Source organism: Rhodoblastus acidophilus, assembly GCF_900187365.1.
GTDB lineage: Bacteria > Pseudomonadota > Alphaproteobacteria > Rhizobiales > Beijerinckiaceae > Rhodoblastus > Rhodoblastus acidophilus.
Genome location: NZ_FYDG01000015.1, coordinates 41,166 through 65,037, shown reverse-complemented (window position 1 = coordinate 65,037; position 23,872 = coordinate 41,166). Strand labels below are relative to the sequence as shown.

21 protein-coding genes and 1 tRNA gene are annotated in these 23,872 nt (G+C 66.1%); 12 read left to right on the top strand and 10 right to left on the bottom strand.

What is annotated here, in order from left to right; genetic code table 11:
• From CFB24_RS18860 to CFB24_RS18840, 5 genes are all read left to right on the top strand, one after another.
• Positions 1-132: EF-Tu C-terminal domain-related protein (locus CFB24_RS18860; RefSeq protein WP_088520765.1), on the top strand; the 132-nt coding region annotated here is incomplete at its 5' end.
• Positions 133-273: 141 nt separating this feature from the next.
• Positions 274-789, top strand: a complete 516-nt coding sequence (locus CFB24_RS18855) for a P-loop nucleotide/nucleoside kinase family protein (RefSeq protein WP_088522191.1) — start codon at positions 274-276, stop codon at positions 787-789.
• A 98-nt stretch (positions 790-887) separates the two neighbouring features.
• Positions 888-963: transfer RNA gene (locus CFB24_RS18850), tRNA-Trp, on the top strand.
• 193 nt (positions 964-1,156) lie between these two features.
• Complete coding sequence (locus CFB24_RS18845; protein ID WP_088522190.1) at positions 1,157-1,948, top strand: class I SAM-dependent methyltransferase; 792 nt, start codon at positions 1,157-1,159, stop codon at positions 1,946-1,948.
• A gap of 50 nt (positions 1,949-1,998) precedes the next feature.
• Positions 1,999-2,187: a hypothetical protein gene (locus CFB24_RS18840; protein ID WP_088522189.1), complete on the top strand. Its 189-nt coding sequence runs from the start codon at positions 1,999-2,001 to the stop codon at positions 2,185-2,187.
• Positions 2,188-2,256: 69 nt separating this feature from the next.
• Here CFB24_RS18840 and CFB24_RS18835 read toward each other — a convergent pair whose 3' ends face one another.
• A complete protein-coding gene (locus CFB24_RS18835) occupies positions 2,257-2,784 on the bottom strand; it encodes a hypothetical protein (protein ID WP_088522188.1) in 528 nt (175 codons plus the stop codon).
• A gap of 284 nt (positions 2,785-3,068) precedes the next feature.
• Here CFB24_RS18835 and CFB24_RS18830 point away from each other — a divergent pair, with 284 nt between their 5' ends.
• Complete coding sequence (locus CFB24_RS18830; protein WP_088522187.1) at positions 3,069-5,348, top strand: putative bifunctional diguanylate cyclase/phosphodiesterase; 2,280 nt, start codon at positions 3,069-3,071, stop codon at positions 5,346-5,348.
• A 22-nt stretch (positions 5,349-5,370) separates the two neighbouring features.
• Here CFB24_RS18830 and CFB24_RS18825 read toward each other — a convergent pair whose 3' ends face one another.
• Positions 5,371-6,423: an alpha/beta fold hydrolase gene (locus CFB24_RS18825; RefSeq protein WP_088522186.1), complete on the bottom strand. Its 1,053-nt coding sequence runs from the start codon at positions 6,421-6,423 to the stop codon at positions 5,371-5,373.
• A 110-nt stretch (positions 6,424-6,533) separates the two neighbouring features.
• Complete coding sequence (gene topA / locus CFB24_RS18820) at positions 6,534-9,428, bottom strand: type I DNA topoisomerase (protein ID WP_088522185.1); 2,895 nt, start codon at positions 9,426-9,428, stop codon at positions 6,534-6,536.
• A gap of 199 nt (positions 9,429-9,627) precedes the next feature.
• Here topA and CFB24_RS18815 point away from each other — a divergent pair, with 199 nt between their 5' ends.
• A complete protein-coding gene (locus CFB24_RS18815) occupies positions 9,628-10,569 on the top strand; it encodes an aspartate carbamoyltransferase catalytic subunit (protein ID WP_088522184.1) in 942 nt (313 codons plus the stop codon).
• Here CFB24_RS18815 and CFB24_RS18810 read toward each other — a convergent pair.
• The 6 genes from CFB24_RS18810 to CFB24_RS23170 all read right to left on the bottom strand — a co-directional run bounded on the left by CFB24_RS18810 (position 10,555) and on the right by CFB24_RS23170 (position 18,211).
• Entirely contained in the window at positions 10,555-11,568 is a 1,014-nt protein-coding gene (locus CFB24_RS18810) for a YncE family protein (RefSeq protein ID WP_088522183.1), read from the bottom strand. The two genes, CFB24_RS18815 and CFB24_RS18810, sit on opposite strands and share 15 nt — an antisense overlap.
• Positions 11,565-12,104, bottom strand: coding sequence for an SRPBCC family protein (locus tag CFB24_RS18805; protein WP_088522182.1), 540 nt, complete (start codon positions 12,102-12,104; stop codon positions 11,565-11,567). Before CFB24_RS18805 ends, CFB24_RS18810 begins: the two co-directional genes overlap by 4 nt.
• Positions 12,105-12,204: 100 nt before the next feature.
• Positions 12,205-15,288, bottom strand: coding sequence for a hypothetical protein (locus tag CFB24_RS18800; protein WP_088522181.1), 3,084 nt, complete (start codon positions 15,286-15,288; stop codon positions 12,205-12,207).
• A gap of 4 nt (positions 15,289-15,292) precedes the next feature.
• Positions 15,293-17,665, bottom strand: coding sequence for an ATP-dependent helicase (locus CFB24_RS18795; protein WP_425332121.1), 2,373 nt, complete (start codon positions 17,663-17,665; stop codon positions 15,293-15,295).
• 124 nt (positions 17,666-17,789) lie between these two features.
• A complete protein-coding gene (locus CFB24_RS18790) occupies positions 17,790-18,005 on the bottom strand; it encodes an alkylphosphonate utilization protein (RefSeq protein WP_088522180.1) in 216 nt (71 codons plus the stop codon).
• Between the two features lie 62 nt (positions 18,006-18,067).
• Entirely contained in the window at positions 18,068-18,211 is a 144-nt protein-coding gene (locus CFB24_RS23170) for a hypothetical protein (protein WP_158255281.1), read from the bottom strand.
• Between the two features lie 108 nt (positions 18,212-18,319).
• On the opposite strand from CFB24_RS23170, the gene CFB24_RS18785 reads away from it, so the two are divergent.
• Positions 18,320-19,189, top strand: coding sequence for a metal ABC transporter permease (locus CFB24_RS18785; RefSeq protein ID WP_088522195.1), 870 nt, complete (start codon positions 18,320-18,322; stop codon positions 19,187-19,189).
• Positions 19,190-19,337: 148 nt separating this feature from the next.
• Complete coding sequence (locus CFB24_RS18780; protein ID WP_088522179.1) at positions 19,338-19,691, top strand: hypothetical protein; 354 nt, start codon at positions 19,338-19,340, stop codon at positions 19,689-19,691.
• Here CFB24_RS18780 and CFB24_RS18775 read toward each other — a convergent pair.
• Positions 19,688-20,116, bottom strand: a complete 429-nt coding sequence (locus CFB24_RS18775; RefSeq protein ID WP_158255282.1) for a Fur family transcriptional regulator — start codon at positions 20,114-20,116, stop codon at positions 19,688-19,690. The genes CFB24_RS18780 and CFB24_RS18775 overlap by 4 nt on opposite strands.
• A 114-nt stretch (positions 20,117-20,230) precedes the next feature.
• On the opposite strand from CFB24_RS18775, the gene CFB24_RS18770 reads away from it, so the two are divergent.
• The 3 genes from CFB24_RS18770 to CFB24_RS18760 all read left to right on the top strand — a co-directional run bounded on the left by CFB24_RS18770 (position 20,231) and on the right by CFB24_RS18760 (position 23,806).
• Positions 20,231-21,124, top strand: a complete 894-nt coding sequence (locus CFB24_RS18770; RefSeq protein WP_088522177.1) for a metal ABC transporter substrate-binding protein — start codon at positions 20,231-20,233, stop codon at positions 21,122-21,124.
• Positions 21,125-21,136: 12 nt separating this feature from the next.
• Entirely contained in the window at positions 21,137-22,246 is a 1,110-nt protein-coding gene (locus CFB24_RS18765; RefSeq protein ID WP_088522176.1) for a CobW family GTP-binding protein, read from the top strand.
• Positions 22,247-22,441: 195 nt separating this feature from the next.
• Positions 22,442-23,806, top strand: a complete 1,365-nt coding sequence (locus CFB24_RS18760; protein WP_088522175.1) for a TrpB-like pyridoxal phosphate-dependent enzyme — start codon at positions 22,442-22,444, stop codon at positions 23,804-23,806.
• Positions 23,807-23,872: the final 66 nt, after the last annotated feature.

Genomic DNA, 23,872 nt, shown 5'->3' with positions numbered 1-23,872 from the left:
ATGCCGGGCGACAACATTTCGATGGACGTGTCGCTGATCGTTCCGATCGCGATGGAAGAGAAGCTGCGCTTCGCCATCCGTGAAGGCGGCCGCACGGTTGGAGCCGGAGTGGTTGCTCAAATCATTGAATGATTTGAGCAAGCACGGAGTGCGTAAACCGCACTCCGATTGCGGCGCCGGCGTCGTCGCTCAGATCATCGAGTAATTTGCGCAGCCGCGCGAATCTGAGGGGAGCCGCGAGGCTCCCCTTTTTGTTTGAACGCAGAGGACGCGATGGCCGCAACACTCGTCGTCCTGTCCGGTTTGCCCGGCGTCGGCAAATCGACGCTGGCGCGCGCCCTGGCGCTTGAATTGGGCGCCGTCTGGCTGCGGATCGATTCGATCGAGCAAAAGATTCGCGATTGGGGCGGGGCCAATCCATCGCTCGACGACGCAGGCTATCGCGTCGCCCATGCCGTCGCCGCCGACAATTTGCGCCTGGGACTCAGCGTGATCGCGGATTCGGTGAACCCCTGGCAGCTCACCCGCGACGCTTGGCGCGAGGTCGGCGTCGCGGCCGGCGCCGTCGTGGTCGAGTTCGAAATCCTGTGTTCGGACCCGCGCGCCCATCGCGCCCGCATCGAAAACCGGGAGGCGGAGATTCCGAATCTCGCCGCGCCAAGTTGGAACGACGTTCTGGCGCGCGACTATCGTCCTTGGCTCCGCGCGCCTGTTCGCATCGACACCGCCGACACGAGCGTCGCCGCCTGTTTGCGCGCGATGCGGGCGGCGGTTGACGCGACGCGGTGAAGCGAAGCGACGCGCCGTTGAAGACTTCGCTTTTTTCGCTTCAGCGGGCTTGCGTTACGGCCGCTGTTGCGATTAGAAGAACACACGCTTCGGCGTACAGGAGTGTAGCTCAGCTGGTAGAGCACCGGTCTCCAAAACCGGGTGTCGTCGGTTCGAACCCGGCCACTCCTGCCATTCCTTCCCTACAAAATCTCGACTCATTGCCTTGGCCATCGGCGGCTTCGCGCGTTCCGTCTCGCGTTGACAAGCGCAGGTTGCGCTTGTAGCCTTTTTCCATGTCACCGATTCGCGAAACGCTGCGACTTATCTGACCGGTCTCTGCGGAGGCCGGTGAGCAGTGCTTTGTTTTTTCGCGATCGGATCAGTCATGTCTCCCGCAAATACGGGCGCCCATCAGTGCGCCATTGAAGACCAGTTCAGCCGCCAAGCTGTCGGATTCGCCGCCGACAGGGAACTCCACGCCGATGACGTCGTGGCGTTGGTTGTCGAGGCGGCGCGGCCGCAGCCCCACGACGCCGCAATTGATTTCGCCTGCGGCACGGGGTCCGTCGCCTGCGCCCTGGCGAAGCGCGCGCGCCGCGTCGTCGGCCTCGACGCGACCGAGGCCATGTTGCGGCAGGCGCGCGACCTCGCCAGCCGCGAAGGCGTCGGAAATGTCGAATGGCGCGCCGGCGACGTCTATCGGACGCCGTTCGCCGATGCGTCGTTCGACGTGGCGACCTGCCGGTTCGCCTTCCACCATCTGGAAGACCCCGCCCGCGCCTTCGCCGAAATGGTCCGCGTCGCCGCGCCGGGCGCCCGCATTGTCGTGTGCGACTCCTTCGCCTCCGACGATCCGCAAAAAGCAGCCGCGTTCAACGCCATGGAGCGGTTTCGCGACCCGTCGACGGTCGAACATCGGACGCTGCCGTTCCTGCGCGGCCTGTTCGAGTCGGCCGGCCTCGGCGCGCCCGTGGTCCGGCGGTTCGACGTGTCCTATTTCGCGTCCGATTTCGTCGCGAAAGCGTTTCCGCTGAACGGCGACGGCGCCAGATTGCTGGCGATGATCGAGTCGAGCGTCGAGGGCGACGCGATGGACGCCGGCGCCCACTGGACGCCTCAAGGCGTCAGGTTTTCGTTCAGGGCGGCGGCGTTGAGCGCGGTGAAGCCGCTGGGGTGAAGGGAGCGCCGCGTGGACGTTGCGGCGGCATGAGGGAGCAGAGCAACGCGATGTCTAATGTTTTCAAATTCGATCCCAACGCCATACGCGAGCGGCGGCGGCTGAACGGGAAATCGCCGCAAATGTCGGCCAAGGGGCTTGAGGAGACGCAGGCCCGCAAGGACCGTCGCAGGGCTTGGCTGCTGTTCGCCGCAGCGGTGATCGCGCTGACGATTCTGCAGGCTTTCTTCCGCTTCTGATAGGCTCCGCCGGGCGCCCGTCGACGGGCGTCCGGTGGGGGGGGCATGAATCGGGCGCGCCCGGCGCCGTCAGGCGAGAGCCGCGCGCGAGGCCCGAGTCGGCGGCGCGGCGGCGTGGCCGCGCTGTTCGATTCGGCCGCCGCGCAGCGCCGCCGCCTTGAACTGGTCGAACGCTTCGCGAATGCCCCCGACCGCGAGGTCGAGGTCGTCGAGGGCGTGTTCGCGATTGTTGAGATCCGCGGCCTGGGCCAGCCGCAACCGGTCGAACGCGACCGCCAGCGAGTTGGTGGCCGCCGCGAGTTGCGGCGCCAGCGCGGGAAAATACAGGCCGACCAGAATATTCAGTTCGGACACGTCGGTATTGAGCGCATCCAGCTCGCCGGCGTTGCGCGAAAAAGTCCTCGCCTGGCTGAGATCGTAACGCGCGCGGAAGAACGCGATGCTGTCGACATAGGTTTTTTCCGCCCGACGGTACAATTCCTCGGTCTTTTGGCTGCGCAACCACAATCTCTCACGTGAAATCGATATCCAATAAGTAACCGCCGCCGAACCGCCGACGACGCTGAAAATCAGCAGTCCATAGAGATACGCGTTCATGACAGGTCTCCGCTCATGACCTGATCATGCTGGCGTTAACCGGGATAATTAAACATTAATGACAAAAGTCATCGTGGGTTATGGGTAGCAAAATGATTGTTAACCAAACGATAACGGCGATGACCTTGGTCAACTCCTGTCTCGATTTGGCGCGAAACGGCGCGCGGGAGGCGCTGGCGAAAAAAAACCAATAAAATTCGCGGCATATGCAACGTTTGGTTGCATTCTGTTTACGGAGGCTAACCAAAATTGGCCGGGTTTTGCGACGCGGAGGAGAGTGCGCGGTGGCGGAGGAGGGCGACGCCTTTTCGGCGGCGAGCGGATCGGGGCGGGATTCTCCGGGCGCCGGGCTGGCCTTCAACGCCGTCTGCGCGCTTTGCGTCGCCGCGCCGTTGCTGCTCGGCCGATACGGCTGGTCGGCCGATCTCGCCGCCGTCTTCTTCCTGATCGCGATGGCGCTCGACGCCGCGCCGCTGGTCAAGGCGACGCTGCCGGATCATTGGGGCGTCTGGTCGAAGGCGGGCGTCGCCTTCGCGACCGGCGCCATGGCCTTCGTCTGCGTCGGGCCGAACCTCTCCGCCGATATGGGCGCGGTCGGCGCCCTCGGCGCCGTGGGGCAGGCCGCCTTGTCGATGGAGAGCGAGAAGCCGGAGCCGCTGGCGCGCTGGCGCGGCGCCCTGGCGGTGGCGCCGCTGGCGGCGGGGCTGCTCCTGCGCCATACCCCGGACGCGCTGATCGCCTTGACCGGCCTTGCGGCGCTGGGCGTCGCATTTCATCAGCTTTCCCTGCGCGTCCGCCGGGTGGCGCAGATCGAGGCCGAGGCCGACGGGCGCGTGGTTTCGGCCCTCAACGGCGTGAGCCAGTGTTTCGGCTTGTTCGGCGCCGATCAGCTGTGCCTGTCGGGCAACGCCGACTTTCTGCGGCTGTTCAAGCTGACGCTGGCCGAGGCGCGCGGCCGCTCGCTGCCCAGCCTGATGACCACCTCTCTCGCGCTGCCGCTCAAACAGCCCGACGATGTGGAGAAACTGCTGGCGCTGGCGCCGCTCGCGCGCAAGCGGAAGGCCCGGCAAAAACTCCGCGTCGAACTGGCGAGCGATCGCCTGCTGGAATTCGCCTTCGCGCCGACGATCGACGGCTTTTCGCTTCAGGTCGAGGACGTCACCAGCCGTCGCGCCGAGGAGCTCCGGGCCGAACGGGTGGCGCATACCGACGACGTCACCGGCATGGCCAACCGCGCCGCCTTCCGCGACCTGCTGATTCAGGCCGGCGCCGCGGCGGCGGACAATCCGTTCGCCATTTTCATGATCGACCTCGACCGGTTCAAGCAGGTCAACGACACCATGGGCCACGCCGCCGGCGACAAGCTGCTGGAGCGGGTGGCCAAACGCTTGCGCGATGTCGCGGCGGAGGGCGACGAGGTGGCGCGGCTCGGCGGCGACGAATTCATCGTGCTCGCCCATATGGACCGCGACGCCGCCGGCCTGTTCGCCGCGCGGATCGTCGAGGCGCTGAGCGAGCCTTATCAGATCGAGGGCGCCAAGCTGATGATCGGCGCCTCCGTGGGCGTGGCGTTGGCGCCGGAGGATTCGTGCGACGCCTCGGACCTGATGCGGGCCGCCGACATGGCGCTTTACGCCGCCAAGGACGGCGGGCGCGGCGGCTGGCGCAGCTTTTCGAACGACATGGCGGAACAGGCCCGGCTGCGCCAGCAGATCGAGCAGGATCTGCGCGTCGGCATCTTCCGCAACGAGCTTGAGGTGCATTACCAGCCGATCATCAGCTTCGCCAAGCGGCGCATCTGCTGCTGCGAGGCGCTGGTGCGCTGGCGCCATCCGACGCAGGGCATGATCTCGCCCGGCGTGTTCATTCCTATCGCCGAGGAATCCGGGCTGGTGATACCGCTTGGGGAATATGTGCTGCGCCAGTCCTGCGAGGACGCCAAGAGCTGGCCGCATTCGGTGCGCGTCGCGGTGAATTTCTCCGCGCATCAGTTCGCGCGCGGCGACCTCGCCGAAACCGTGCGGCGGGTGTTGCACGAAACCCGGTTTCCGCCGAGCCGGCTCGAGGCCGAAATCACCGAGACCGCGCTGATGAGCGACGCCGACAACGTGCTGGCCACGCTCGACGAATTGCGCAAAATGGGCGTGCGCGTGGCGCTGGACGATTTCGGCGCCGGCTATTCGTCGCTGGCCTATCTCAGCCGTTTCCGGCCCGACAAGGTGAAGATCGACCAGTGCTTCGTGCGCGAAATGGGCAAGAACGCGGCGGCGCTGGCCATCATCAAGGCGGTGCGGGCGCTCGCGCGCGAATTGCACATCGACATGCTGGTCGAGGGCGTCGAGACCCCCGAGCAGCTCGAGATCCTGCGCGCCAACGGGGCCGACGAGGCGCAGGGCTTTCTGTTCAGCCGGGCGCGTCCGGCCAACGAGATCGCCCGTCTGGTCGCCGATCCCACGCAACTGCCGCGCGCCCGAAAACTCAACAATCCCGACGACGCCCCCTGGACCCAGTCCTATGAGCGGGTCGATCCCAATGTCGTGCGGCATCGCGGGCCGGTCGCCTGAGCCGCGCCTCGGCGCCGCGCCGTCAGGCTTGCAGGAACGCCAGAACCTCGCGCTGAAAATCCTGCGGCGCCTCAAGATGCGGCACATGGCCGACGCCGGGAAATTCGACATGGCGGAGCGCGGAATGCGCCTTGGCCACGTCGCGGGCGGCCTGGGCCAGAGGCGGGATTTTCTTCTTCGCCTCGGGCGAGGCGTAGCCGATCAGCGGCGTCGACTGGTCTTCCGCCCCCGACATCAACAGCGTCGGCGGCTTGAGCGTGGCGTAGAGCTTTCGCGCCGGCTCGTTGTAGATCATCTGGTAGGTCAGCGCGACCACCCGGAGATAGCGGGGATAGTCGCCCGACAGCGCGAGGCGCATCCGGCTGACGACGAAGGGCTCGTACTGCGCCGGCGGCAGTTTCGGGAAATAGCGCGCAACGAAGGCGCGATAGCCGGCCTCGTCATAGTCGGCCTCGGCCTTTTCCAGCGTCGCCAGGGTTTGCGGCGGAATGTGGTCGCGGTAGTCCACCAGCCCGATCGGGTCTTCGAGAATCAGCCTGTTGATGCGGCCCGGATGTTTGGCGGCGAGATGCGCCGCCAGCATGCCGCCGGTCGAATGGCCGATGACGTCGAAGGTCCGCAGGCCCAGACCGTCGGCCAGCGCCAGAGTGTTGGCGGCGAGGTCGGCGAAGGAATAGGTTTTGATCGGTTTCGACGATTTGTTGAAGCCGATCTGATCGGGAACGATGACGCGGAAACCGGCGCGGCGCAGGAAGGCGATGGCGTCGTTCCAATAGGAGCTGTCGAAATTCTTGCCATGCAGCAGCAGCACGGCGCGGTTGCGCGCCAACCCCGGCGCGGCCGGAAAGTCCATATACGCCATGCGCATGGGTTCGGCATGGTCGAGCGCCAGGAATTTGACCGGGCCGGGGTAGGGCCAGCCCTCGAAGCAAATCCCCATCGGTTCGAGGGTTTTTTCTTTTTCGGGCGCGGCGGTTTCACCGCTGGCGCGGGCGGGCGCGGCCGCAAGCAGCGGCGTGGCGGCGGCGCCGGCGAGGAAGGCGCGGCGCGAGGCGGCGGTTTTCATGTCAGTCATCGCTTCAGGCCCCGGCGCGCCATCGCGCCCCAACACTTCGATCGTCTTGACGGACCCCGCCGGCGCCCAACGCTTCGCGCCGCTCGCCCTATAGCGAGCGGGCGCCGGCGCTAGAACGGCGTGTCGTCGCTGTCCTCGATCTTCTTCTTGGCCGCCGGTTTTTTCGCCGGGGCCTTTTTCACGGCGGGTTTCTTGGGCTTTTCGTCCGTCTCCGCCTCGTCCGCCTCGGCGTTCTCCGCCTTTTTGGCCGTCGCCTTCTTGGCGGCCGGCTTTTTTGCCGCCGCCTTCTTTTTGACCGGCTTGCCGCCGCCGCTGGCGATGCGGTCCTCGATCAGGCGAATCGCCTCCTCAAGCGTGATCGTTTCCAGCGTCATCGACTTGGGCAGGGTGGCGTTGACCTTGTTCCACGACACATAGGCGCCGAACCGGCCCGGCCGCGCCGCGATCGGCCCGCCGTCGGGATGCTCGCCCAGCAGGCGCCCGTCCGAGGGCGCGCCCGCCGCCTTGGCGTCGACGATCTTGACCGCATCCTCCAGCGTCAGCGTCTGCAGATCGGTTCCCTTTGGCAGGGTGGCGTTGACCTTGCCCCAGGCCAGATACGGCCCGAACCGGCCCGCCTTGAGCGCGATGGCGCCGCCCTGCGGGTGATCGCCGAAGGTTTTCATTTCGCCGCCGGCCTTGCCGCGCCCGCCGCCGGCCTCTTTGGTCATGATCAGGTCGATGGCGCGGTTGCCGCCGATCTCCAGCACGTCGTCGTCCTTGGAGAGATTGGCGTAGGTCTTCTTGTGCTGCACATAGGAGCCGTAACGGCCGATGCCGGCGAGAATCGCCTCGCCCGTGTCGGGATGCCTGGCCACTTCGCGCGGCAGCGACAGCAGCGTCAGCGCCTTGTCCAGCGTCACGTCGTCGGGCTTGAGCGTGGCGGGCAGGGACGAGCGCCGGGGCTTGTCCTCCTTGGTCGCGGGCTCGCCTTCCTGGACATAGGCGCCGAACCGGCCGTCGCGCAGGGTGATCTCAAGCCCGTTGTCCGGGTTCTCGCCCAAAACCTTGACGCCGGGGCGCGCGCCTTCCCCCTGTTCGCCGCGGTCCGACAGCGTGCGGGTGAACTTGCATTCGGGATAGTTGGAGCAGCCGATGAAGGCGCCGAACTTGCCGAGTTTGAGCGACAATTGCCCGGCGGCGCAGGCAGGGCATGCGCGGGGGCTGGAGCCGTCGGCCTTCTCCGGGAAGATATGCGGTCCCAGCAGTTCGTTCAGGTTTTCGAGAATGTCGGTGGTGCGCAGTTCCATCGCGCCGCCGACGGCGAGCGAAAAGTCGCCCCAAAAATCGCGTAAAACCTGCTTCCAGTCGATTTCCGCGTTGGAAATGCGGTCGAGCTGGCCTTCGAGATCGGCGGTGAAGTCATAGCCGACATAGCGGCCGAAAAAGCCTTCGAGGAACGCCGTGACCAGCCGCCCCTTGTCCTCGGGGATCAGCCGCTTCTTCTCCAGCTTGACGTAATCGCGCTCGCGCAGCACCGCCAGGGTCGAGGCGTAGGTGGAGGGGCGGCCGATGCTCAGCTCCTCCATGCGCTTGACCAGCGTCGCCTCGGTGTAGCGCGGCGGCGGCTCGGTGAAATGCTGGGTCGCCTCGATGCTGTCCTTCTTGCAGGACTCGCCCTCGGACATCGCGGGCAGGCGGCCGGACTCCTCGTCCTCCGCCTCGTCGTCGCGGCCTTCCTGATAGAGCTTGAGGAAGCCGTCGAAGCGCACGACCTGGCCGGTGGCGCGCAGGTCGAGCGTGCGGGCGCCGGCTTTGGCTTCAATATCGACGGTGGTGCGCTCCAGCAGCGCCGATTCCATCTGGCTGGCGACGAGGCGGGTCCAGATCAGCTCGTAGAGCCGGGCCTGGTCCGTCTGCAGAAATTGCGCGACGTCCTTGGGCAGGCGGGCGGAATCGGTGGGGCGGATCGCTTCGTGCGCCTCCTGGGCGTTCTTGGCCTTCACGGTATATTTGCGGGGAACGTCCGGCACATAATTCTTGCCGAATTCCGCGCCGATCACGGCGCGCGTGGCGCTGATCGCCTCGGGGGCGACATCGACGCCGTCGGTTCGCATATAAGTGATCAGACCGACGGTCTCGCCGCCGAGATCGACGCCCTCATACAGCTTCTGCGCCACCCGCATGGTGGTTTCGGGCGCCATGCCCAGCTTGCGCGAGGCCTCCTGCTGCAAGGTGGAGGTGGTGAAAGGGGCGGAGGGGTTGCGCCTGGCCGGCTTGGCCTCGACTGACTTGACGGTGAAGGCGGCGGTCTCCAGCGCGGCCTTGAACGCCTCGGCCTCGGCGCCGGCGCCGATGTCGAGGCGCTGGATTTTCTTGCCGTCGGCGCCGACGAGGCGGGCCAGGAAGGGCGCGTCCTTGGCGGTGCGCAAATGCGCGACGAGCGACCAATATTCGCGCGTGACGAATTTTTCGATTTCCAGCTCGCGGTCGCAGACGAGGCGCAGCGCCACCGATTGCACGCGGCCGGCCGATTTCGCCCCCGGCAGCTTGCGCCACAACACCGGCGAGAGGTTGAAGCCGACCAGATAATCCAGGGCGCGGCGGGCGAGATAAGCTTCGACCAGGCTCTGGTCGATCTCACGCGGGTGGCGCATCGCCTCAAGGATGGAATCCTTGGTGATGGCGTTGAAGACGACGCGCTGGACCGGCTTGTCCTTCAAGACCTTCTTGTTGCGCAGAACCTCCAGCACATGCCAGGAAATCGCCTCTCCCTCGCGATCCGGGTCGGTGGCGAGCACGACGCGGTCGGCGTCCTTCACCAGCGCGGCGATCTCGGCCAGACGCTTGGCGGCCTTGGCGTCGGTCTCCCACAGCATCTTGAAATCGGCTTCGGGGTCGACCGAGCCGTCCTTGGCGGGCAGATCCCGGACATGGCCGAACGAGGCGATCACCTCGTAATTCTTGCCGAGATATTTGTTGATCGTCTTGGCCTTGGCCGGCGATTCGACGATGACGACGTCCATGTGCGTTCCGGTATTCGGGGCGTAAGGTTAAGGCGCGAACAGCGCCGGAACATGGGGGAGCCCGGCGAAACTGTCAAATGGGCAGTGACCGCGTGACGAAAATTTGGTCAGGCGCGGCCGGTCATGAGGCGCCCGGTTGCGACGTTGCCTGCGGCTTGAACGCTTGCGAAGGCCGCCCCTCTCTACTAAACCAGCGGCCATGAGTCCGCCCACCACCTTCTCCCAGCGTCATCTTCTCGGCATCGAGGGCCTCAACCGGCTCGAAATCCTCCATCTGCTCGATCTGGCGGAGGAGGCGGTGGCCGTGTCGCGGCAGGTGCAGAAGCACAAGGCGGCGCTGGCCGGCCGCACGCTGATCAATCTGTTTTTTGAAAATTCCACCCGCACGCAAAGCTCGTTCGAACTGGCGGGCAAGCGTCTCGGCGCGGATGTGATGAACATGTCGGTGGCGACGTCCTCGGTCAAAAAAGGCGAGACGCTGATCGACACGGCGATGACGCTCAACGCCATGCATCCCGACATCATCGTGGTGCGCCACGCCCAGGCGGGGGCGGCGCATTTATTGGCGCGAAAAGTCGATTGCGCCGTGGTCAACGCCGGCGACGGCGCGCACGAGCATCCGACCCAGGCCCTGCTCGACGCGCTGACCATCCGCCGCAACAAGGGCCGCATCGAAAATCTGAACGTGGCGATCTGCGGCGACGTGCTGCATTCGCGCGTCGCCCGCTCCAACATCATCCTGCTGTCGGCTTTGGGCGCCCGCGTGCGGGTGGTCGGCCCGTCCACGCTGATGCCGACCGGGATCGCCAATCTCGGCGTCGAAGTCTTCACCTCCATGCGCGAGGGCCTGAAAGACGCGGATATCGTGATGATGCTGCGGTTGCAGCGCGAGCGCATGTCCGGCGCCTTCATCCCCTCCACCCGCGAATATTTCCACTTTTTCGGGCTGGATGAGGAAAAACTGGCCTATGCCAAGCCGGATGCGCTGGTGATGCACCCGGGGCCGATGAATCGCGGCGTGGAGATTGATTCCAGCGTGGCCGACGGCGACCACAGCCTGATCCGCGAACAGGTGGAGATGGGCGTCGCCGTGCGCATGGCCGTGCTGGAGGCCTTGGCGCGCAACCTACCGAACGGGTGAGGCGTCGGGCGCGATGAACGGGCCAAAGGCGCGCGGACTGGCCGCCACCGGGATTTTTGCGGTCACTTCGAGGGTTTTCGCGTCGATGCGCGCCAAAACGTCGTCCATCCAGCAGGCGACATAGACGGCGCCGTCGGGCGCGGCCTGCGCGCCTTCGGGATAGCCGCAGGTTTCGATCGTCTTCAGCTCCGCATAGCTCGCGCCGTCGAACACGGTCACGCTGTCATCGTGCTGGTTGGTGACGAAAATCCGCCCGCCGTCGCGGGTGACCGCCACGGCATAGGGGAAGCTGCGCACTTTGAGCCGGCGTGTCTCGCGCCGCGTCGCCGGGTCGATCACGGACACGTCGCCGGATTGCACATCGGCGACCAGCAGGCGGGGGCCGTTGGGGTCGTAAGTCACGCCGAACGGCGCCTTGCCGACCGGGATCGTCGCCACCGTCCTGAGCGCGGCGAGATCGACCACCGAAACCGAATCGCTTTCACGATTGGCGACATAGAGAAACGCGCCCGAGGGATCGCTGGCCATGCCGGCCGGCGAACGGCCGACCTTGATGAGCGCGATCTCTTTCAAACTGGCGGCGTCGAAGGCGCGGATTTCGTCGGCATACCAGTCCGCGACGAAGATTTTTTCGCCTTTCGGGTCGAGGGCGATTCCCAGCGGCCCCGCGCCAGCGGGAATTTCCGCCACGACGCGATGCCCGTCCTCGGCGTTGCGGGCGATCACCGAGAACGAATGGTTTTCGGGGTTGGTGGCGTAAATCCGCGCCCCGCCGGGCGCTGTCGCGACTCCGGCGGGCTTTTTGCCGATCTTCACCGTCTCGACCACGCGTCCCCGCGCGAGATCGACGATGGACAGCGCGTCCGCCCCCTGCGCCGTGACATAATAGGCCAAGGATTCGGCGCGGGGCGCCGATGGGGCGAGCGGCTCGGCGCGCGCCGCCGTTGCGAGCAGCGTCAGCGCGGCGATCCACGCCGCTGCTTGCGCGCGAAACGTCAATTCGTCGTCTCGACCAGCTTTTTCAGGTTGTCGAGACCGGCGCGATACACCCCGCGCACGGCTTTGGCGGACGCCTCGTCGTTGAGTTCGGGCGGGGGATCGTTCAGCATATAGCCGCGATAAAACGCCCCCTTCCATTCCACGGTGGAGCCGCCCTTGCCATTGTCCAGTACGGAAATGGTCGAGGTGTAATTGTTCACCGGCAGGATCTTGGGATCGACCTTGGGGATTTCATATTTGTAGCTGTGGGCGCTCGCGTCATATTTGTCGAGCACTTCATCAAAGCTTGGATCGCCCGGCGCCTTCAGCACGAGATGCCGCACCGAACCTTCGGAATTGCCCTTGTCGGCGACGCTGGAGGCGATCGCCGGATGCCATTTGGCCAGCGCGTCGAAATCGCCGATCACCGCCCAGATCTTGTCGACGGGCTTGTCGATCTCCACGGTCTCGACGATCTTCTGCCGCGTCGGTCCATGGGCCGTCGCCGCGCCCGTCGCAATCGCCAGAACGGCCGCGGCCAGAGCCAGAGCTTTCATGCAGTCCTCCCTTGTCGTTATGGCAGGGATCATGGCAGAGCCCAGGCGGGGCGGAAAGCCGGCTATGAAATTTCTAAGACCGCGCCAAATGCCGGCGCGGTCAATGGGCTGGCGCGGGCGCCGCGACAGGCGGGGACGATGGCGACGCCCGCTCCACCCGCTTGCGTTGTTCCTCGTCCTGCCGTTGCCGCTCGATCTCCGCCTTGCGCTGCTTGTCGGCCTCGCGCTGGCGGGCGATCTTGGCCTGTTCGCGCTCCAGCGCCCTGGTCGCGGCGATATTGACGAAGGGCGTGGCGTCGAGCTTGCGCGCCGGCGCCGGCCACGGGCCGGACCAGCTGAGTTCGCCGCGCCGACCGGGCAGGGCGGTGGTGAGCGCGAAATTCAGGGTTTTCAGGTCGAAGCTGAAGGCGACCGGTTCGCGCGCCGCATTCAGCTCGCCTTTGGCGAGGCGCAGCGGGGTTTCGCCATCGGCGACACGCAGATCGCCTTTCGCCAGCGCCTGATCGAGATCGCGCAGCGTGTCCTTGCTGCTGAACATGGCTTCGCTGGCGGTCTGAGCGGCGAGCACCTGATCCGGGGCCTCCAGCGCGGCGCCGGCGACGGTCAGGCCGGCGATTTTCGCCGACCCCGTCCCCGACAACGCGCCGACGAGTCCGGCCATGCTGGCGCCGGAGCCGGCGAATTTCAGCCGGCCGCCGAGCGTCGCGGACAGCGCGGGGTTTTTCACCGCCAAATTCTCGCTGGACAACTCGCCCGACAGCGTCGCCTGTCCGCCCTGCCGTCGCAGATCGAAGCCGCCGCGCAAAACGCCGCCGGCGACGGGCGCCTCAATTTTCGCCACGCTCAGCGCGTTGGGGCCGAGCGACAGTTCGAATTTGGCGGGCCCCCCCCAGGGCGCCAGCTCGGTGGCGCGGATCGCCAGTTTGACGCGCGGCGGGTCGATCAGCACCGGCGCGAACGACAGGCTCGGCCAGACGTCGCCCTTTTTGGCGGGCGCCGGGGCGCCGAGCGTCAGGGCGAGCACGTCCGGCGCGGAAAATTTGTCCACCTCCAGATCGCCGCTCACCCCGTCGCTCGCCAAGGTCAGGGCGCCGGTGAAATGGGCGTCGCCGCGCTCGCCGACGATGCGACGCAGGAAAATCTGGCCGTCATGGGCGGCGACCTGGCCTTCGATCTTGCCGAATCCGGCGGGGCCGCCGATCAGCCCCGACGGGTCGCCCGAAAGCGCAAACACGCCTTCGCCGGCCCCCAGCGAGCCCTCGACGGTTCCGTTGATCTTGCCCAGCGCCGCCCTGCCGCTGACGTCGCGGCGCGCATTGCCTTGCATTTTCAGAGAAATCTGGCCGGGGCCGAGCTTTTGCGGCGCCAGCAGCGCCGGCGCGCCCAGTTGCGCCAGCAGGTCGAAGGCTTCGGGCGCGGCGACGTCGAGCGCGATCCCGCCCTTGTCGTCGAGCGCGACATTGAACTTGGTGGCGCCGGCCTGTCCCTCGAAGGCGTAGCCGCCGTCGGCGCGCGCGACGACAGCGGCCGGCGACAGCAGGCGGGCGCGCGAGGCCAGCAGACGGGTCGCGTCGCCGGGCGCCAGCCGCGCCAGCAGCGTGGCGAAGTCGCCGAGATCGCCGGCCTTGATTCGCGCCTCGCCCCTTGGGGCCGTGAACGCGCCCTTCCATTCGCCGGAGGCGGAGACATCGGCGCCGGCGAGATTTTTGGCCTCAAGCCGCTCCAGCCGCGACACGTCCTTGTCGCGCAGCAGGCGCAGGCTCAACCGTCCCTCAGCCTTGCCGACGGTCTGGGCGTCGAGCGTGAGGTCGAGATCGGACCCCGCGCCGAGCGCGGCGGCGAAATCCGGCGCCAGGGCGGGATCGAGCGCCGTCGCCGCCAGTTTAGCGGAAATTTTCGCGCGCGCGTCCTTGGTCGGCGCCGTCCAGGACAGATCGCCGGCGAATTTGGCGCGGTCGAGCGCGAGATGGCCGTTGGCGAGCGCGACCGCCCCCAGCGACAGGGTGAAGCCTCCCCCCGCCGCCACTTGTCGGAATGGCAGGGCCGGCGCGCCGGAGGCGGCGGCGAATGTGGCGTAATCGCTGGCGGAGAATTCGCCGGCGCCGCGCCAGCCATTCTTGCCGTCCGGGGTCGCCGAGAGGTCGAGACGGGCGCCGCCGCTTCCTTCCGCGACGATTTTCAGCGGGCCGCCAGCGTCGCGGCTGAGCTTGACCCCGGTCCAGGCGCCGCGCCAGGCGAGGCCGTCGATGTTGAGGCGCAGCGTCGTGGGCGCCGGCCGCTCCAGCGCCCGCGTCACGGCGTAGGCGACGAGGTCGGCCCAGGGGCTGGCGAGCGTCGACGTGGACAAGGCGACGGAAACCGCGCCGGAGGCGACGGCATAGTCGGCGGCGCCGGCGAATTTCGCGCCCAGCGCGCCTTCGCCCAGATGCAGCAGGGCCTTGTCGAGCTTGACGCCGTCGGCTTGCGCCTTGACCTCGCCCTCCATCCGCCAGGATTGGGTCTTGGCCAGCGGGCCGTCGCCGATCGCCTTGCCGGCATAGGTCGGCTCGCCCGAGAGATCGAGCGCGCCGTCGAGCGCCAGCCGCCCACGCTCGTCGTTCAGCCGGAGTTTTAGCGGCAGGCGATCGCCGGCGAAGGAATCGCTGCTCAGCGTATAATTGATGGTGTGGTCGTTGAGGCGGAAGCCGCCGCGCCCGTCATACGGCCCTTCGAGATTGGCGATGCGGCCGGTGAAATCGAGGCGCTCCAGCGCGAACAGCGTCTTCTGCCGATGCAGCACGCGCAGCCGGCCGTCGTGAAGCGTCAGGTTTTCGAAATGGGCCGACGCTCCCGGCCGGCGCAGCGCGTCGGCGTCCACGTCCAGCGCGAAACCGGTCAGTTCGGCGCTGGTAAACGTGAGCGCGCCCTGCATCAAGGCGGTCAGCGACAGTTCGAACGCGGCCTTTTCGGCCTTGAGCGTCCCCAGCGCGCCCTTGAGCTTGATGTTTTGCGCCGAAAAATAGGGCGTGGGCAGAATGCGCAGGTCGATCCGGCCGTCGAGCCGGGCCTCCATCCCGGTGGCGCGGGAGATTTCCTCGGCGAATCGCGCGCGATGGGCGTCGAAGTCCACCACATAGGGCGCGCCGAGCAGCGCCGCCAGCGCGAGGATTAGGCCGATGCCGAGATAGGTAAGGACGTCGCGCATGAATTCATGAACTCTTTTTCTCCACGAAGGAGTCGAGCACCAGCTTGCGTCCAGCCTTATCAAAATCAATCGTCAATTTCGAGCCGTCTACTGCCGCAACGGCGCCTGGGCCGAATTTAAGATGGAACACCCGGTCGCCCGGCGAGAACGCGCTGCCCGGCGAGGATTTGCCGAGCACTTCGCCCTCGATGGTGCGCGGGGCGCGGCCGCCGGGGCCGTTTTGCTGGGCGCGCTTCCAGCCCGGCGTGTCATAGCGCGAGCCGAACGCATCCATATTGGCGAAACGCGATTGCGCATAGGCGCCGTAACCCGAGCCGCTGGCGCGGTTTTCCGTCACCTGCACATGGGCGGCGGGCAGGTCGTCGAGGAATCGCGAGGGCGTGGTGGTCTGCCACAGGCCATGGATGCGGCGATTGGTCGCAAAATAGATTTTGGCGCGGCGGCGCGCCCGGGTGACGCCGACATAGGCGAGGCGGCGCTCCTCCTCCAGCCCGGCGCGGCCGTTCTCGTCGAGGCTGCGCTGGTGCGGGAACAGGCCTTCCTCCCAGCCGGGCAGGAACACCGTCTCGAACTCCAGCCCCTTGGCGCCGTGCAGCGTCATGATCGAGACGCGCTCGCCGCCATCGGCGGCGTCGGCGTCCATCACCAGCGAGACATGCTCCAGGAAGGCGCCGAGGTCGGGGAACTCCTCCATCGAGCGCACCAGCTCCTTGAGGTTTTCCAGCCGTCCCTCGGCTTCCGCGCTCTTGTCCTGCTTCCAGAAATCGGTGTAGCCGGATTCCTCCAGGATCTGCTCGGCCAGCTCGTGATGCGGCTTCTGGCCGATCTGACTGGCCCAACGGTCAAAATCGCTCAACAGCGCGCGAAACGTGGAGCGTTGCTTGGGCTTCAGCTCCTCGGTCTCGATCAGGATGCGCGCGGCCTGCATCAGCGGGATGCGCTGGCGGCGGGCGTGGTCGTGGACGATTTGCAGGCTGGCCTCGCCCAGGCCGCGCTTGGGCGTGTTGACGATCCGCTCGAACGCCAGATCGTCGGCGGGCTGCGCCGTACAGCGCAGATAGGCGAGGGCGTCGCGGATTTCGAGGCGCTCGTAGAAGCGCGGGCCGCCGATCACCTTGTACGGCAGGCCCAGCGTGATGAACCGCTCCTCGAACTCGCGCATCTGGAACGAGGCGCGCACCAGAATGGCCACTTGGTCGAGCGAATGGCCCTTGCGTTGCAATTGCTCGATTTCCTCGCCGATGACGCGGGCTTCCTCCTCGGAATCCCACACGCCGGAAACTTCGGGCTTCTCGCCGTCCTCGCCGTCGGTGAACAGGGTTTTGCCGAGCCGGTCGCGGTTGTGGGCGATCAGATGGGCGGCGGCGGCGAGAATATGGCCGGTCGAACGGTAGTTGCGCTCCAGCCGGATCACCTTGGCGCCGGGAAAATCCTTCTCGAACCGCAGGATGTTGTCGACATCGGCGCCGCGCCAGCCATAGATCGACTGGTCGTCGTCGCCGACGCAGCACAGGTTGGGTTTTTGCGCGGGAGTTATTTCATTGGCTGCGCCGGCTTGGCGTTGCGCCAGCAGGCGCAGCCAGAGATATTGGACCGCGTTGGTGTCCTGATATTCATCGACCAGCAGATATTTGAAACGGCCCTGGTATTCGCGCAGCACATCGGGGTTTTCGCGGAAAACCCTTAGCGTTTCCAGCAGCAGATCGCCGAAGTCGGCGGCGTTGAGGATTTTCAGCCGCTCTTGGTAGAGCGCATAGAGCGCGCCGCCCTTGCCGTTGGCGAAGGCCCCGGCCTCGCCCGCCGGAACAGTTTTCGGCGACAGGCCCCGGTTCTTCCAATTGTCGATCAAAAACGCCAGCGTGCGCGCCGTCCAGCGCTTTTCGTCAATATTTTCCGCGCGCAACACCTGCTTGAGCAGGCGAATCTGGTCGTCGGTGTCGAGGATGGTGAAATTGCTTTTCAGGCCGGCGAGTTCGGCGTGGCGGCGCAGGATCTTGGTGGAAATGGCGTGAAACGTGCCGAGCCAGGCCATGCCCTCGGCCTCGCCGCCGATCAGGGCGCCGATGCGCTCCCGCATTTCGCGGGCGGCCTTGTTGGTGAAGGTCACCGCCAGGATTTGATGCGGGCGGGCGAGGCCTTGGGCGAGAATATGGGCGATGCGCGCGGTCAGCACGCGGGTCTTGCCAGTGCCGGCGCCGGCCAGCACCAGCACCGGGCCTTCGGTGGTCTCCACGGCGGCGCGCTGTTCGGGATTGAGCGCGGACAGGAAATCCGGCGCGCCGCCGTGCATGGCGGCGAGCGCACACGCGGCAATGCCACCGCCGGCGCGGGGCGCGGCGGGCTCGAAACCGGGAAAATCGTCGAAAGGATCGGACAAGGCGGCCTGGAAGCTTAACGAATCGTTGGGGCCAATGTGGGGGCTTGCGGCCCGCTTGTCGAATCCGGTTCGCGCGGCGGGTTGTGGCGCGCCGGGCGCTCGCGCCGCCGAGGGGGCGAGGAGATCACGCCTTCTTCAGAAAACACGTCTTCAGCACGAGGCCCTTCACCTTGTCGGTGCGGCCTTCGATTTCCTCGGGGTCGTCGGTGAGATGGATGCCGCGCACCACCGTCCCGCGCTTGAGAACGGTGGAGGAGCCCTTCACCTTCAGATCCTTGATGAGGGTGACATTGTCGCCTTCGTTCAGGATCGCGCCGTTGCAATCGCGGGTTTCGGACATTCGCAGCCTCCGTTGAGCGTCAGCCTTTACGGCGGCGTCGCGGGAAAAGCCAGCCTCGATCCTCAACGCGCCGGGGTGAAATTCCGCAGCACGTCGGTGCGGTTCACCGGAGCTTCCACCTGCCAACGGGCGGCGAGACGGCCGGTGTTGGGGTCGCGGCTCCAGCGGCAGGCCAGGGTGAGCGTGGGGGCGGCTTTCCGTTCCATGGCGAGTTCCTCCAGTCTTCACAACCATGGCGTGAAATACTTGACTGTTGGTTGAGGGGCGCGTTCAAGTTTGTGTTGAGCCTTGGCCGCAAGCGGTTAAACAAGGTCATGCTCTACGATTGGTTGATCGCGCCTTTCGCCGATTACGAATTCATGCGCCGCGCGCTGGTCGGTTCCTGCGCGCTGGCCTGCGCCGGCGCCCCGCTTGGCGTGTTCCTGCTGCTGCGGCGCATGGCGCTGTCCGGCGACGCGCTGGCCCACGCCATCCTGCCCGGCGCGGCGCTCGGCTATCTCGTCGCGGGCCTGTCGCTGCCGGCCATGACGCTGGGCGGCGTGCTGGCGGGCTTCGCCGTGGCGCTCGGCTCGGGCGCCGTCGCCCGCGCCACGGCGTTGCGGGAGGAGGCCTCGCTCGCCGCGTTTTACCTGGTTTCGCTGGCTTTGGGCGTCACGCTGGTGTCGGTGCGCGGCTCCAATGTCGATTTGCTGCATGTGCTGTTCGGCAGCGTGCTGGCGCTCGACGATTCCACCCTGATCCTGCTGGCGAGCATCGCCAGCGTCACCCTGGTCGGTCTGGCGGCGATCTATCGCCCGCTGGTGCTGGAGACGCTCGATCCCGGCTTTCTGAATTCGGTCAGCCGGGTCGGGGCGGCGATTCAGAGCGCCTTCCTGATGCTGGTCGCGCTCAATCTGGTCGCCGGTTTTCACGCCTTGGGCACGCTGCTGTCGGTGGGCATGATGATGCTGCCGGCGATTTCGGCGCGGCTGTGGACGCATAACATGAGCGGCATGATCGCGCTGGCCGGGCTGTTCGGGCTGATCGGCGCCTATGCCGGCCTGCTCGCGTCCTATTTCCTCGGCCTGCCGTCCGGGCCGCTGATCATCCTGGCTTGCGGCGCGCTTTATGTGCTGTCGCTGGTCGTCGGGCCGGCGGGCGGGGTGATGCGCAAGTTCACCCCGCGCGCGCATCTGGAGGGGTGAGTCGATCACGAAAATGTGTCGGCCGCGCCTGCGCCGTTTCTGAGAATCCTGTGATAATTTGCCTGAACTGGACCGTTCAGGCTGACCGCCACGGGTCGGATTTCCCGGAGTCGCGCCTCAGCCTCATGCGTTTCACGAGGAGGGGGCCATGGCGATTTCCTATTATCCGCCCTTGATTTCCGTTGCAGTGATTTTGGCCGGCGCCGCCGCCTATTCTGGCGAACCGCCCAGGGCGTCCGCCGATGGGGGCCTCCGTGCTGGCGTGGATCGCGCGTCGCCCGGAGTGGCGCGGCTCATTTTCGCGGCGTCCTTGCCGTCCGACATCGCGTCCGTCGATCGCACGGCGGCGCTGGCCGATTCGAGGCTGACGGCGGCTGCGCCGGAACGGGTCGCGCAAGGCGACCGTTTGCCCAGCGGCCTTACGGTTCGGCTGGCCTCGGACGGTTTCGCGGCGCCGGTCCGCGTCTCGCACCCCAAGGCGTTGCGAACCGCCGAGCGTTAGGGCGTCGGGACGCTGGCGGGGTCGGGCGTGCGGCACGCTGCGCACAGGCCGCGGATTTCGATTGAGACCGCTTCGGGGGCGAAGAAATTCTTGCGCGCGGTCTGGCCCAAAAAACTCTCCAGCGCCGCCGCGGAAAATTCGCGCGTGGCGCCGCAGGACCGGCAGATCATGAAGGCGGCGCTATGGGCCGGGCCGTGATGCCGGCAGGCGACAAACGCGTTCTGCGATTCCACCCGATGCGCCAGACCTTCGTCCATCAGCTTTTGCAGCGCGCGATAGACGGTGGGCGGCGCCATGCGCTTCTCGCCGCTCAAGGCTTCGATCACGTCATAGGCCGACAGCGGTCGTTGCGCCGCGTTGAGCAGGTCGAGAATGCGCGTCTGCACGGGGTTGAGGCGCAAAGCGGCGGACATTGGGCTGGACATGGAACCCATTTGTTATGTTATAACATAGCCAGGTGGTCGTCGCCCCGGTCGGTCGCACATGGCCTGGCTGACCAAGGCCCCGCACATTCGCAGAAATAGGACGTCCTCATGCGTATGAAAACCCTGCTCGCTGTGATGTTGCTGCTGTCGCCCGCGCTGTCGCCGGCCCGGGCGGCGGCGCCGGAAAAGCTGTCGGTGATCGCCAGTTTCTCGATTCTCGGCGATTTCGTCCGCGAAATCGGCGGCGAAAAGGTGAGCGTTGGGCTGCTGGTCGGTCCCAATGGCGACGCCCATGTGTTTCAGCCGACCCCGGCCGACGCGCAGGCGCTGAAAAAGGCCAAGCTCATTGTCATCAACGGCCTGGGGCTGGAAGGCTGGATGACCCGCCTGATCGCCTCGTCGGGCGCCAAGGCGCCGGTGGTGGTGGCGACCAAGGGCGTGACGCCGCGCGAGGGCGAGGAAGACGGCCACAAGGGCGTCGATCCCCACGCCTGGCAAAGCATCGCCAACGCCCGGATCTATGTCGCCAACATTCGCGAGGGCCTGACGGCGGTCGACCCGGCCGACGCCGATTATTTCAAGACGCGGGCGGGCAAGTTTCTGGCGCGGCTTGATGAGACCGAGCGGGCGGTGCGCGCCGGCATCGCCGAGATTCCCGAGGCCAACCGCCGCATCGTCACCACGCATGACGCGTTTGGCTATTTCGGCGCGGCCTATGGGTTCGAGTTCATCGCGCCGGTCGGCCTATCGTCCGACGCCGAGCCGTCGGCGCGCGATATCGCCAAATTGATCGGACAGATCAAGGCCGAGCATGTTCCCGCCGTGTTTCTGGAAAATATTTCCGATCCGCGCCTGATGCAGCGCATCTCGCAGGAGAGCGGCGCCAGGATCGGCGGTTCGCTGTTTTCGGATGCGCTGTCCACGGGCGAAGGTCCAGCCCCCACTTACATCGACATGATGACTCACAATATAGATGAGCTGAAGAAGGCGCTTATTCCCCACAGCTGAACCGGAGTTGAAATGTCCGAGGAAAAAATTCCCGTCACCGTCCTGACCGGCTATCTCGGCGCGGGCAAGACCACGTTGCTGAACCGAATTCTCACCGAGGACCACGGCAAGAAATTCGCCGTCATCGTCAATGAATTCGGCGAGATCGGCATCGACAACGAACTCGTGGTGGACGCCGACGAGGAAGTGTTCGAGATGAACAACGGCTGCATCTGCTGCACCGTGCGCGGCGATCTCATCCGCATCATCGAGGGGCTGATGCGGCGCAAGGGCAAGTTCGACGCTATTCTGGTGGAAACCACCGGGCTGGCCGATCCCGCGCCGGTGGCGCAGACGTTTTTCGTCGACGCCGACGTGCAGAAGGAGACGCGGCTCGACGCCATTGTCACCGTCGCCGACGCCAAATTCCTGTCGGACCGGCTCAAGGACGCGCCCGAAGCCAAGAACCAGATCGTGTTCGCCGACGTGATCCTGCTCAACAAGACCGATCTCGTCAGCCGCGCCGAGCTGGAGGAAGTGGAGGCGCGTATTCGCGGCCTGAACCCCTACGCCAAGCTTTATCGCACCAACCGCTGCGATATCGCGCTGGAGCATGTGCTGGACCGCAAGGCGTTCGAACTCGACCGCATTCTCGATCTCGACCCGGATTTTCTGACGGTCGAGGCGCATGACCACGATCATCACGATCACGATCACGATCATGGCCATCACCATCATCATGACCACGACCACGACGATCATCATCACGACCACGATTGCGGGCCGGATTGCGACCACGAGGACCACGCCCACGCGCCAAAAGTGCTGCATGACGACGAGGTGAAGTCGGTGGCCATCGCCTTGGACGGGCCGGTGGACCCCGACCTGTTCCTGCCCTGGATCAACGAGGTGGTGCAGCGCGACGGGCCGGACATCCTGCGCTCCAAGGGCATTCTCGCCTTCCCGAACGAGCCGCGCCGCTATGTGTTCCAGGGCGTGCATATGATCTTGGACGGAGACCTGCAGCGCGAATGGAAGCCGGACGAAAAGCCCAACAGCCGCATTGTCTTCATCGGCCGCAAGCTGAAGGAGGAGGCCTTGCGCGAGGGTTTTAAGGCCTGCGCGGCGTTCCAGCCGGCTTGAGCGATTCCGTCTCTCCCTGGGAACGCGGGGAGAGATTTTCGCTGCTTTATTAGGCAGTCTTTGCTGCGGGCTAGAAAATGAGCAAAAAAATCAAGCCCGTAGCGGCCGGACTCGGCCTTGGCGCCTGACATAGGTCAAGGACGGGTCTCCTGCCTTGCTCTTGACTGCGCGCCGAGAAAAAACAGAGGGGCCACCATGTCCGCGCAAGTCAAGTTCACGCTCGACGAAACCCAGATACCGAAATACTGGTACAATATCGCCGCGGATCTGCCGACGCCGCCCGCCGTGCTGCACCCCGCCACCCAGCAGCCGGTCGGCCCGTCGGATCTCGAACCCCTGTTCCCGATGGAGTTGATCCTTCAGGAGGTTTCCACCGAGCGCGAGATCGAGATCCCCGAGCCGGTCCGCGACATTTTCCGGCTGTGGCGGCCCTCGCCGCTGATCCGCGCCCGCCGGCTTGAACAGGCGCTCGACACGCCCGCCAAGATCTATTTCAAATATGAGGGCGTCTCGCCCGCCGGCTCGCACAAGCCCAATTCCGCCATTCCGCAGGCCTGGTTCAACAAGCAGGCCGGCATCAAGAAGCTCACCACCGAAACCGGCGCGGGGCAATGGGGCTCGTCGCTGGCTTTCGCCGGCTCGCTGTTCGGCATCGACGTCACCGTCTATCAGGTGCGCTGCTCCTACGACCAGAAGCCGTATCGCCGCGCGCTGATGGAAACCTATGGCGCGAAATGTATTTCGTCGCCCTCGACCCAGACCGAATCGGGCCGGGCGGCGCTCGCGGCCAATCCCGACAGCCCGGGCTCGCTGGGCATCGCCATTTCCGAGGCGGTCGAGATCGCGGTGAAGAATCCCGACGTCAAATATGCTTTGGGCTCGGTGCTGAACCATGTGCTGCTGCACCAGACCATCATCGGCCAGGAGGCGATCAAGCAGTTCGAGCTGACCGGCGACGATCCCGACGTGATCATCGCCTGCGCCGGCGGCGGCTCCAATTTCGCTGGCCTCGCCTTCCCATTCCTCGGCCTGACCCTGCGCGGCGGGCGCCGGCGCCGGGTGATCGCTGTCGAGCCGGCCGCCTGCCCGACTCTTACGCGCGGAAAGTACGCTTACGACTACGGCGACACCGCGCATCTGACCCCGCTGGTCAAGATGCATACGCTCGGCTCGACCTTCGTTCCGCCGGGCTTCCACGCCGGCGGCCTGCGCTATCACGGCATGTCCGGCCAGGTGTCGCAGGCTTACGAACTCGGCCTGATCGAAGCGCGCGCCTACCAGCAGCTCGCCTGTTTCGAGGCGGGCGTGCAGTTCGCCCGCGCCGAGGGCATTGTTCCCGCGCCGGAATCGACCCATGCGGTGCGTTGCGCCATCGACGAGGCGCTGCGCTGCAAGGCCGAGGGCAAGGCCGAAACCATCTGCTTCAACCTGTCGGGCCACGGCCATTTCGACATGGGCGCCTATATCAATTATTTCAGCGGCAAGCTGGTGGATCAGGATTACGACGCAGCCGAACTGGCGTCGTCGCTGGCCGAACTGCCGCAGGTGGCGGCGGAATAAACCTCCGTCACTTGTCAGGCGCGCCGGGCGGGACCATCATCCCGCCCGTTTCCTGTTGGGGGAGGG

Excerpts from the sequence above, each read along its gene's own strand:
- CFB24_RS18840 (WP_088522189.1), top strand. The coding sequence starts at position 1,999 with ATGTCTAATGTTTTCAAATTCGATCCCAACGCCATACGCGAGCGGCGG.
- CFB24_RS18760 (WP_088522175.1), top strand. The coding sequence starts at position 22,442 with ATGTCCGCGCAAGTCAAGTTCACGCTCGACGAAACCCAGATACCGAAA.
- CFB24_RS18805 (WP_088522182.1), bottom strand. The coding sequence starts at position 12,104 with ATGAAAGCTCTGGCTCTGGCCGCGGCCGTTCTGGCGATTGCGACGGGC.
- CFB24_RS18785 (WP_088522195.1), top strand. The coding sequence starts at position 18,320 with ATGCTCTACGATTGGTTGATCGCGCCTTTCGCCGATTACGAATTCATG.
- CFB24_RS18770 (WP_088522177.1), top strand. The coding sequence starts at position 20,231 with ATGAAAACCCTGCTCGCTGTGATGTTGCTGCTGTCGCCCGCGCTGTCG.
- CFB24_RS18825 (WP_088522186.1), bottom strand. The coding sequence starts at position 6,423 with ATGACTGACATGAAAACCGCCGCCTCGCGCCGCGCCTTCCTCGCCGGC.
- topA (WP_088522185.1), bottom strand. The coding sequence starts at position 9,428 with ATGGACGTCGTCATCGTCGAATCGCCGGCCAAGGCCAAGACGATCAAC.
- CFB24_RS23170 (WP_158255281.1), bottom strand. The coding sequence starts at position 18,211 with ATGGAACGGAAAGCCGCCCCCACGCTCACCCTGGCCTGCCGCTGGAGC.
- CFB24_RS18815 (WP_088522184.1), top strand. The coding sequence starts at position 9,628 with ATGAGTCCGCCCACCACCTTCTCCCAGCGTCATCTTCTCGGCATCGAG.
- CFB24_RS18855 (WP_088522191.1), top strand. The coding sequence starts at position 274 with ATGGCCGCAACACTCGTCGTCCTGTCCGGTTTGCCCGGCGTCGGCAAA.
- CFB24_RS18790 (WP_088522180.1), bottom strand. The coding sequence starts at position 18,005 with ATGTCCGAAACCCGCGATTGCAACGGCGCGATCCTGAACGAAGGCGAC.
- CFB24_RS18845 (WP_088522190.1), top strand. The coding sequence starts at position 1,157 with ATGTCTCCCGCAAATACGGGCGCCCATCAGTGCGCCATTGAAGACCAG.
- CFB24_RS18835 (WP_088522188.1), bottom strand. The coding sequence starts at position 2,784 with ATGAACGCGTATCTCTATGGACTGCTGATTTTCAGCGTCGTCGGCGGT.
- CFB24_RS18780 (WP_088522179.1), top strand. The coding sequence starts at position 19,338 with ATGGCGATTTCCTATTATCCGCCCTTGATTTCCGTTGCAGTGATTTTG.
- CFB24_RS18765 (WP_088522176.1), top strand. The coding sequence starts at position 21,137 with ATGTCCGAGGAAAAAATTCCCGTCACCGTCCTGACCGGCTATCTCGGC.
- CFB24_RS18800 (WP_088522181.1), bottom strand. The coding sequence starts at position 15,288 with ATGCGCGACGTCCTTACCTATCTCGGCATCGGCCTAATCCTCGCGCTG.
- CFB24_RS18775 (WP_158255282.1), bottom strand. The coding sequence starts at position 20,116 with ATGTCCAGCCCAATGTCCGCCGCTTTGCGCCTCAACCCCGTGCAGACG.